The sequence below is a fragment of the Stenotrophomonas sp. 220_Sma genome (assembly GCF_056487375.1).
Map to the genome: position 1 here is coordinate 954,245 of NZ_CM151348.1, position 9,021 is coordinate 963,265.

The window sequence follows — 9,021 nt, forward strand, 5'->3', positions numbered from 1 at the left end:
CGCCCTGCGTTCCATGTCCTGCAGCTAACGTTGTATGAATGGATCTCCCCCATCCCTATTTGAGATTTATTCACGATTTGTTCACTAAGCGTTCATGCTCTCGGGGCGTGCCCGACGACGGGCGGGCTGTTCGCCAGCGCCTGACATCCGGTGCGTGCGGCACGCGCCTTCTCTAGCTCGGGATGGATGCAGATTCGAACGGCGTGGGTGAGGTGAAGCAGGTGCTGGTCGAAGTACATCGGCGGCGCAGGCGCCAACGGTGGCTTACCTTTCTGCCGCGGCGCTGGCGCCTCGCGGGCGTTTGCTGGCCTGCTGATGGGGGTGACGGCCGAACGCAACACGTCGTTCGACTTGATCGAAACGATGTCGCCGATGGACGGTTGCGACCGATGTTCTGGGCCGACGATGAGCGCTTGCACGCGCAGGGTGTGCAAGCGATTACCCGTCGAGTGCTTCTTGGCAGGACGCAGTCGCGCAACGTGATGCTTCAGTTGCTCGACGGAGCGGGCCAGCCACGCCTGCAGCTGCAGGTCACGCCGAAAGGGGAGGCCACGCTGTCATTCCTGGATGGGCATGCGGACATCGCGCGCGTGACCTCGGCGGAGCAGCATTGATCTCCTGTTCCGGCCCCTGCACATCAATGTGAAGAAGTGCTTGCAATTCCTTCGCGACTCCCGGAAAATGCCGGACTCGCTTCGGGGGACGGACTTCTGGTTCCACCCGCTAGCAAAGCATCAAGGTCCAGCGTCAGCCTCATCGGCGGTGGAGCGAAAGTTTCAGTGGTGGCTGTAGCTCAGTTGGTTAGAGTACCGGATTGTGATTCCGGTGGTCGGGGGTTCGAATCCCCTCAGCCACCCCACTGATTCAACCGCATCGGCGCAGCCGAAACGGTATTGCAATAAACAGAAAGCACGCTACAATGTGCGTCTGAGTTTCACGGGCCGTTAGCTCAGTTGGTAGAGCAGTTGACTCTTAATCAATAGGTCCAAGGTTCGAATCCTTGACGGCCCACCAAGACAGAAGCCACCTGGTATCCCAGGTGGCTTTTTTCTTATAAGTGTGACTCCCATCGTTTCGATGGATCACGGGTTGCAGAGCCCCGCTTGGCCGTGGATCTGCAATGCAGCGGGACCGCAGTGCTGGTTTCAACGATGTTGAAAAAAGTGCTTGCACCCACCGAGCGGATCGGGTCATAATTCGCGCCCCGATTTCGGGCTGTTAGCTCAGTTGGTAGAGCAGTTGACTCTTAATCAATAGGTCCAAGGTTCGAATCCTTGACAGCCCACCAGACGAAAGCCACTTGGTTCGCCAAGTGGCTTTTTTCTTGTCTGTGCGCCGGGTTGGGCGTGCGGATGTCTGTGCGCTGGCTGGTGTGGAGCCCCCTTGAGTCAAGGGGGCGCGGCAAAGCCGCGGGGATGTGGGGGCTGATGAAGTGGGGCCCGCGGTTTGCCGCGCAAAGCGTGGGGCTGCGGCGCGAATGCGCGGCAGCTTCCCACTTGGTTCGCCAAGTGGCTTTTTTCTTGCCTGCACGCCGGGTTGCGCTTCATCCACGCATGGGGTGGATCTGCTGAAACGGCGCATGGCGTGAATCTACTGAAGCGATGCTGAAATCAGGGACATACGCGTCATCAGTGTTTTCAATGCTGTGCGCTGCTTCTCACCGCATCGCGTCCTGTATCGCACCCAATGGATCTTCCGCGCCGATGGCGCATGCACGAAGGAAGATGTAGATGGCTGATATCAATCGATTGCACCGCACGCTGTGGGTTCCCTTCGCGTTGATGGCGCTGGCGGCCTGCGCACCAGCCAATGATCCCGCGAAGACCGTTGAACGCGATGCGGGCACGGAGAGCACTCCGGCGCGCCCGGTGGGTGACGCCATGCAGATGCAGCCGGCTCAGCCTGCGGAAGCGGAGGTCCTGCCTGACGCGGTGGATGTGCAGCGCAATGCGGACGGTTCGGTGGATGTGCGCAAGGCCATGCCGGAGTCGGTGGCCCTGCGGCGCACCGATGACGGGGGCGTGGAGATCCGCAAGGGGGAGGCGCCCGCCGAACATGCAGGCATGGCACCGGCCCGCGCTGTACCGCAGCAGTAAGCCGCAGTCGTCCTGGCGGGTGGTGCGCCCGCCGGGGCGGCAGCGATGCAGGGGCCGCGCGCATCGCGGCAGATTCAGTTTTGTGCAGGCCTTCCGCTTCCAGCCCCCGCCTGCGACAATGAACGCCTGAGCCGGCCACGCGAAAGTGGCGGAATTGGTAGACGCCCTGGATTTAGGTTCCAGTGAGGGTGACCTCGTGCGGGTTCGAGTCCCGCCTTTCGCACCATCTGGCCGAGCACAGATTGCCTAAGTGATTGAAAAATAAGCTGGCGACGGTCAGTTGTCCTATTGGATTCCCGCTTTGGCAATTGATCCCTGTCTCGGAACGTCACCTGTTCCGTTCGAGGCGGCTGGGAGGCGGAACTGCTCCAGTGCAGACATGCCTTGGAGCGATTGCTCGGCCAGTACCTTCGCGTAGACCGCTGAGGTGGTCTGGATGTCGCGGTGTCCGAGCCACTCCTGCACGAGCTTGATGTTGCCGGTCGCCAGCAGCAGCCGAGTGGCGCACGTATGGCGGAGCGCATGCGGTACGCACTCCTTCTCGGAAGCGAGATGTGTCCCCTTGATGGCCCATTGCCACAGCCGGTCGGCGCGCGTGCGATTGAGCATCGTGAAGGGGCCGTCCGATGTGGCCGCCAGGGCGTCCTTGCGCCGCTGTAGAACCTCGGCGACACGGGCGGTGCAGGGTAGGGTGCGGGGACGCCCCTTCTTGAGCGTAGCGTGCCGCCAGAAGCGGACGTGGAGCCTTCCGCCCTGATCGACTACTTCGGACCACCGGATGCCGATGGCCTGGCTCATGCGGCAGCCCAGGTCGGCGAGGCACACGAACAGGTCGCGGTAGTCCGCCCCGTCGCGCACCCGTGGGTGCCCTCCGGCAGGGCCGTTCGGGAGCGTGTCCCACTCCAGCAGCCGCGCCAGGATCAATTCCTCGTCCTCAACGTTCAGGACGAACGTGCGTGCGTTGTCCCTCTCGTCGGCCAAGCTGTACTCGGGCAGCTCTCCCAAGAACCGGCCGGCCTTCCTCTCGCGTTTCAGTAGGGCAAGGAGGCACTGCATCTTGCGGTTCACGGTGGCGGGAGCCGCCTTGTCGGCGAGCATGCGCTGCGCCATGTCGTTGACCGCGGCCTGCGTGATGTCGTTGATGGGCGTTTCCTCGCCCAGGTAGCTCTGGACCACCTTGCAGTTGGTACGCACGGTGTCGATGGACCGGAGCTTGCCCCAAAAGTTGCGGTCGTCCAGCGCGTCGTCCATCGCGTCCTTGAGGGTGCGCTGGCGGACCTTGGCCTTCGCCACGGCCATCTGCACCGACCGGGACTTGCCCCGAATCAGCTCCCGCAGCGCGTCCTCTGCAATCTCGGGGTCGTCGCGCAGGGCGTCGAGGACCGCCTGCTCCTTGCGCTCGGCTGCCACGCGGTCGCGGGTGCCGGTGGACAAGCGCACGCGCCGGTATCCCTCCTGCACGTCGAGCATGTAGTAGCGCTTATCGGGCGCACCCGGCTTGGGCGCGGTCCCTTTGAGGCGAAGGGCCATGTGTATCTCCAGAAATGAAAAAGGCCCGCACTAGGCGGGCCTCGGGGCACAACGGGGTGTTGGGGGTTAGGCGGCTGCGACGCGCGCCGTCACCTTGCGGTTGACACGTTCTGCGAGCGAAGCCAGCCAGTGCAGCGCCTTGGTCGTCGGGAAGATCAGGTTGCGCTTGCGGTAGGCGGGATCAGGGCGCTGCTCTAGGAAGTCAGGCCCCGGCTCGCGGTTACGCTTGATAGACGACAGGTCGAGCACATTGCGGCTCACTGCGGAGGGAGAGAGTCCGCCGAGGACGCGCTCAAGGTCCACCTGCTGAATGCCCGGCTCGTCCACAACGGCGAGTAGGGTGAGGATGCGGGTGGCGGTGATGTCCTCGTCGATCTCTTCCCGGAAGGCTGACAGTGCGGTTGTGAGAATGGCCGTCAGTTCTTTCTGCGAGAGATTCATGGTGCGCTCATTTTCCGTAAGGGGATGGTTCCCCCTTGGGAAACCATCAGGGTCTATCTTGGAGCCGCAATGTAAGGATTACAAGGCCCAAGCCAATGTTGATGGCATTCTTGCCAATTTTGTCCATCCAGAAACCACGCTGCCAAGGCGTGGGGGAGGGGTCGATTCCGATCTCATATCCAAAGGCTTTCACGAACAGGTCCAGGTACTTCTGCCCTGCGAAGGGGCCGTCCTGTCCCCTGCTCACGGCGTTGTAATGCGCCGCCACCCCCGGCTGCGCTCCACAAAAAGGTCTTACGTTTCAGTGTTTTAAGAACGGTAGTGCCAGCATCGCCGCCAGGGTCACAATGGCCCCGACCACGGATGCAAAAAACAGTCCTTGCCCTACGCGGACTACCGCGCTGGCTATTGTCCGTCTCACCGTACTCATAGACTGAGAACGCCCCCCTGGTCGTCTGCGGATGCGCAGCCCGACAGCATGACGCTGCCGTCGGGCAGACTACAGGCCACAATGATGGCGCGTCCGTAGGAATCAAGTACCACGGGAGAGATTGATCCCGACTGGTGCAGTGAAGTCATGGCCGCGGGGTCTCCGTTGGGGCCGCGGGTGGGACCGGATACGACACCCGCCAGCCACAGTCCTCGGGGACGACCGAGAACTGGACGCGCTCGTTGAGTAGGCCGAGCATCGCGCGGAGAGCGCCGCGCTTCTCGTTATGGTCGAAATTGATGGTCCGAATCATTCGGGCACCTCGTAGGTCCGTTCATGCAGGACCAAAACCTCCCGCTCGAATACCAAGAACGGGCCGAACTGGTGGACGCGGAGGGCCACGTTGACGATCACCAGGGTCGAGTTTGCGGTGAAATCTGCGTTACGCATATGTAAGTCTCCTGTTATGCAAGTGCTACAAATGGAACAATGAGTGCCAAATATCGAGATTGGCCTTATGATTAGGGCTGAAGGGCGTGATCGCCACTCCCGACCCCAAGGACCGTTCGATGATTGACCCCCGCGTAGAAGTCGCCATTACGGCCCTTCACCTAGTCGTATGGGTGTGGACTAGCTCGGTGCCGGCGCATCGCACATACCTGTATTGGCGCAGGGTCTTGCGGAAGCGGCGTTAGCGGCTCCAGAAGTAGAAGCCGCTCACCTCAAACGCGTCACCGTTGAGCCGAATGTCGCGGCCATAGCTCTCGTAGTCGAAGTAGCGGGAGAGGGCGTCGGGCACGCCGTGGAGAAGCCCCGATTCGTCCACATAGTTCTCGGCAAAGTCGGCCCAGCTATCGAACTGGCCCACGTAGGCTTCGTGGAACTGCTCCACGGTCACATCGTCGAGGCCCTCGTGGTCGCAGAAGGCCGTGTAGGCAGCGCGTTCGGTGTCGTTGTGCAACTCGTCCAGCCGCTCTTGCAATGCGCACAGCTTGTCCAGGTCGGGGTGCTCGCCCCAGGTATCCCCGAACACGTCGTCGTAGTCGTGGACGGCCCACTCCTCGGCGCTGGCGACCTTGCCGCTTCCGCCACACGCCGTGCATTCCGCCCCGCCGAATACTCGGGGGACGTATGTGGTTCCAGTACCGCCGCAATCCGGGCAATCAACGGTCACGTTCGGGTGCGGCGACTCGCGCAGGATGCGGGCAATCTCATCGCGCACGTCGTCGGCGTCGCGTCCCTCCAAGTCGATCCACTCGCCGTGCAGGACGCCAGCGTTATATGAGGCAAGGCAGGCAACGTAGATTTGCATGGTGTGCTCCAGAAATGCGAAGGCCCGCACTAGGCGGGCCTCGGGATCAGGGGTGGTTATCGGTCAGTGCGCCCAATCGGGCTTGACGTTCAGCAGGTAGGCGGCGGCCACTGCGCGGGCGGTGTCCTCGTCGGCCACGTCGGCAATCCACCACCAGCGGTCCTTACCGGCCCAGCGGTAGACGCCCCAAAACTGCGCGGCCATCGGTGCGCAAGGCTCGACGCTCCCGTCGAACTCTTGGCGGGGACCGTAGGAGACCGATCGGTCGCCCAGGGTGACCAGCTTGTCACCGGCAGGTACAGCCAGCTCGTTGTCATTGCTCATTGCGACAGGCCCTTTGCGTGTTCGATGGCGCGATCCAGTGCGCCGGGGATGTTGTGAAAAATGCCGTGGCGTGTCGAGTGGGTGAGGCCGATTTTGTAGACCTCAAAATGGTTCGGCCCCTTGCGCAGCACCCATGCCTTTTCGGTCTCGAACAAGATGTCCTCCTCGCGGTAGCTCATCGCGCGGCTCCCATGCCCTCGGCGATCCATGCGCGGGCCTGCTGCTCGGCGCGGGCCACGCCATCGGCGGTCTCGTGGTTGATGCCGTTCCTCGACAGCCACCCGCCCAGCGGGTCGGCGATGTCGTAGGCCCAAACGCCGCTCCACTGCTCGCCGACCTCCTGCCAGAGGCGGTGCAGCATGCGCGCCACCTCGACAAGAAATTCGGAGTCCTCAATGCCCAGCGGCGCGGTGCTCATCGGCTCGGGCCACGTCCACCCGCTCGCCAGCTGCGCGAGGTCGATGGGGTCGAAGTCGGTATCCGTGATTGCGCGGTTGACCACGGTGGCGAACTCCTCGGCTTGCTGCGGCGTCATCGCGGTCGCCGCCAGTTGTTCGTGATAGCGCCCCGGCTGTGCCAGGAACACGTTGCGGGTTCCGTAGGTGCGCAGTTCCATCACAGCACCCCCAGCCCGCGCAGCACCGGCATCACCAGCGCGTTGGTCTCGTCGTTGTCGCTCCAGTCGCTCGCGGCGTCGTCCCCGTTCTCCCAAATCAGGAGCACAAACCCCGCCTTTGTTGCGTCCGGGCGGTAGAACCGCAGGTGATCGTGGTCGGTAGAGGCGAGGGCCTCCAACACTTCTTGCCGGTCGCGGCTGTGCCGCACCGTGGTTTCTTCGCCGTCGTAGACGCCGAGCGAGTAACCAGCGGCGAGGGCGGCATCCACCAGCGCCACGGCTATGCGCTTCGCGCTCTCGGGGGCGTAGTTGTCGAGGTTCATGGCTTTCTCCGGGCAACAAAAAAGCCGCCTTGCGGCGGCTGATGGGTTCGGGTTAAGCGCGGAGCGCGTCGCTGCACAGGGCTTCCGGGTATGACGAGTCGCGCATTGGCATGACGATCAAAGACGCGCACCTGATGCTCGGATCGGTGATGCCGCCAATACCGAACATGGCCGCCACGTCGCCGCCAGTCACCGGAATCAGTGAAGTGGCCTTGCCGCCGAATGCCTTGCAAATTACACCGGCCGCCTTCACTACGCCTTCGAGGACGGCAGGCGCGAATCCGGACAGCTTGAGTTCGTTCGGCTTGGACACCGCAGCACGCCAGTCCGGGTAGGTTCCATCAACGGCAGCAAACTCAATGGCCTGGCCTCCGCGCTCCGCCTTGAACCGGCTGGCATCGCCCACGGCGCTGAAATAGACATCGCCCTTCATCTTGGCGACCAGCTCGCACGCATTGCGCGGCACGATGATCTTGCCAATGTCCCACGGCAGGCTGGTACGCACCACAAGCATGCGGTGGCCGTCTGTAGCAACGATGATCGCACCATCGGCGTGCGACTCAATCAGCACGCCATTCAAGTAGAAGCGAACGTCATTCTTGGGGGCCACATGCAGAGCGGCGGCGATCAGGGCGGAAGGAATTTTGTTCATAGCTTTCTCCGGGCAACAAAAAAGCCGCCTTGCGGCGGCTTCGGGGGATTGGGGTAGGGCGCTGTTAGAGGAACAGCTTGGTCAGCGTGACGATGCCAGCCACAAAGGCCGTGGCGACCACCAGCGGATACCACCGGGTCTCCATCATCAGCTTGTCGCTCTCGCGGTTGATCTTGCGAATCTCAGCGGTGAGCTTGCGCACTTGCAAGTCCTCCAGTGGTCCATTGGTGCTCATGGTAGCTCCAAAAAAGACCCGCCGTCACACGTCGGCGGGGTGTGGAAAACCGGGTTGACGAAAGGGGATCAGATGACAACGGGGGATGGACAAGGCGCAACTTGGGTGCGGTTCTTGTGTGCCTGGCGCTCCCGCTCGTTGAGTCGGGCGCGGTGCTCGCGGATGCCGCGGCGGATGCAACCGGCCACGTAGTAGTCGCGGGCGGTCATATCAAACGGGATCATCGTCATGGGTTGCTCTCCAGTGAATCGGACCACCAAAACGCCCCATCACAACGGTAGGGGCGCTTTGGCGGTCAGACTCATGCTCGTAAGGCATGGAATCTGACCGTCGCCAGCTTCCGGGAGCGCCTCCAGCTCGCCTAGGAATCCCGTACAGATGGCCCCGCTCTTTCTGGCGGTGACCCGGTATCCGTGGCGGCCTTCATCGGCCCTTACACTTCCCGGCGCGGCTAGTGTTCCCAGCTCCCCGCGTTCTGCCGTGGGCGGCGCTCCTGCCTGCCCCTTTCCTACTGTCCCGACCGCACCCTGCGGCCGTTGTTCGATGGTGGGCATTATGCCCTTTTGCTCCCGGTTTGTCAATCACTCCCGGTAGGGGGATGGTTGAGCCGGACGTTACCTGCGGTGCGCTTAGGGGCCTTTGGGGCTAGTCCTCAGTGCTGGCGGGATAAGCTCTAGGTGCTGTCGATCCATCGGTCGCACGTCTGTCGCCGCCTTTTCCGCTGCCGCCGTGTTGCTGGCGACGGGTATAGATTAGATCAATCCCCGCATGGCTGTCAATACCCCGATGGCAACGATTTTGGATGGTCGCAGGGAGCGCCTAGCGCGCGCGTGGGGAGCTTCTATAGGCGGGGCGGTAGGGGTGCCCGTGGCGGGCCTTGCGTGGGCCGTGGTGGCGCATTGGCTGGCCGTGGTGGGCGGCAGGTGGGCATAGGCCGGGCAGGGTGTGCCGAGGTGGTCGGCAGGTGTGCCGAGGTGGTGCCGAGGTGGGCGCGTGGCGGTCAGGGCAAAAAGACAGATAGGGACAGACAGGGGCGCGAACGTTTGAGCGCGGATGTCCGCA

General features: G+C 62.8%; 13 protein-coding genes and 4 tRNA genes. 6 read left to right on the top strand and 11 right to left on the bottom strand.

Annotated features, from left to right (window positions below):
• The first annotated feature begins 389 nt into the window (after nucleotides 1-389).
• The 6 genes from ACZLIB_RS04485 to ACZLIB_RS04510 all read left to right on the top strand — a co-directional run bounded on the left by ACZLIB_RS04485 (nucleotide 390) and on the right by ACZLIB_RS04510 (nucleotide 2,322).
• Nucleotides 390-614: a hypothetical protein gene (locus ACZLIB_RS04485; RefSeq protein WP_149908921.1), complete on the top strand. Its 225-nt coding sequence runs from the start codon at nucleotides 390-392 to the stop codon at nucleotides 612-614.
• A gap of 168 nt (nucleotides 615-782) precedes the next feature.
• Nucleotides 783-859, top strand: a tRNA-His gene (locus tag ACZLIB_RS04490).
• Nucleotides 860-938: 79 nt separating this feature from the next.
• Nucleotides 939-1,014 (top strand) — tRNA-Lys (locus ACZLIB_RS04495).
• A 198-nt stretch (nucleotides 1,015-1,212) separates the two neighbouring features.
• Nucleotides 1,213-1,288: transfer RNA gene (locus ACZLIB_RS04500), tRNA-Lys, on the top strand.
• A gap of 442 nt (nucleotides 1,289-1,730) precedes the next feature.
• Entirely contained in the window at nucleotides 1,731-2,096 is a 366-nt protein-coding gene (locus ACZLIB_RS04505; RefSeq protein WP_071228865.1) for a hypothetical protein, read from the top strand.
• Nucleotides 2,097-2,235: 139 nt separating this feature from the next.
• Nucleotides 2,236-2,322: transfer RNA gene (locus ACZLIB_RS04510), tRNA-Leu, on the top strand.
• Between the two features lie 59 nt (nucleotides 2,323-2,381).
• Here the strand turns inward: ACZLIB_RS04510 and ACZLIB_RS04515 are convergent.
• From ACZLIB_RS04515 to ACZLIB_RS04565, 11 genes are all read right to left on the bottom strand, one after another.
• Entirely contained in the window at nucleotides 2,382-3,626 is a 1,245-nt protein-coding gene (locus ACZLIB_RS04515) for a tyrosine-type recombinase/integrase (RefSeq protein ID WP_049417433.1), read from the bottom strand.
• Between the two features lie 66 nt (nucleotides 3,627-3,692).
• Complete coding sequence (locus tag ACZLIB_RS04520; protein ID WP_005412378.1) at nucleotides 3,693-4,067, bottom strand: helix-turn-helix domain-containing protein; 375 nt, start codon at nucleotides 4,065-4,067, stop codon at nucleotides 3,693-3,695.
• Nucleotides 4,068-4,806: 739 nt separating this feature from the next.
• Nucleotides 4,807-4,947, bottom strand: a complete 141-nt coding sequence (locus tag ACZLIB_RS04525; RefSeq protein ID WP_005412379.1) for a hypothetical protein — start codon at nucleotides 4,945-4,947, stop codon at nucleotides 4,807-4,809.
• 241 nt (nucleotides 4,948-5,188) lie between these two features.
• Nucleotides 5,189-5,809, bottom strand: a complete 621-nt coding sequence (locus ACZLIB_RS04530; protein ID WP_032961789.1) for an antirestriction protein ArdA — start codon at nucleotides 5,807-5,809, stop codon at nucleotides 5,189-5,191.
• 63 nt (nucleotides 5,810-5,872) lie between these two features.
• A complete protein-coding gene (locus ACZLIB_RS04535) occupies nucleotides 5,873-6,133 on the bottom strand; it encodes a hypothetical protein (RefSeq protein ID WP_032961791.1) in 261 nt (86 codons plus the stop codon).
• Nucleotides 6,130-6,312, bottom strand: a complete 183-nt coding sequence (locus ACZLIB_RS04540) for a hypothetical protein (protein WP_032961794.1) — start codon at nucleotides 6,310-6,312, stop codon at nucleotides 6,130-6,132. The genes ACZLIB_RS04535 and ACZLIB_RS04540 overlap by 4 nt, the downstream gene beginning before the upstream one ends.
• A complete protein-coding gene (locus ACZLIB_RS04545; protein ID WP_478469247.1) occupies nucleotides 6,309-6,749 on the bottom strand; it encodes a hypothetical protein in 441 nt (146 codons plus the stop codon). The genes ACZLIB_RS04540 and ACZLIB_RS04545 overlap by 4 nt, the downstream gene beginning before the upstream one ends.
• Entirely contained in the window at nucleotides 6,749-7,072 is a 324-nt protein-coding gene (locus ACZLIB_RS04550; protein WP_005412384.1) for a hypothetical protein, read from the bottom strand. The genes ACZLIB_RS04545 and ACZLIB_RS04550 overlap by 1 nt, the downstream gene beginning before the upstream one ends.
• 52 nt (nucleotides 7,073-7,124) lie before the next feature.
• Complete coding sequence (locus ACZLIB_RS04555; RefSeq protein WP_005412385.1) at nucleotides 7,125-7,724, bottom strand: DNA polymerase III subunit beta family protein; 600 nt, start codon at nucleotides 7,722-7,724, stop codon at nucleotides 7,125-7,127.
• Between the two features lie 64 nt (nucleotides 7,725-7,788).
• Nucleotides 7,789-7,959: a hypothetical protein gene (locus ACZLIB_RS04560; protein WP_004154558.1), complete on the bottom strand. Its 171-nt coding sequence runs from the start codon at nucleotides 7,957-7,959 to the stop codon at nucleotides 7,789-7,791.
• A 68-nt stretch (nucleotides 7,960-8,027) separates the two neighbouring features.
• Nucleotides 8,028-8,189: a hypothetical protein gene (locus ACZLIB_RS04565; protein WP_154267699.1), complete on the bottom strand. Its 162-nt coding sequence runs from the start codon at nucleotides 8,187-8,189 to the stop codon at nucleotides 8,028-8,030.
• Nucleotides 8,190-9,021: the final 832 nt, after the last annotated feature.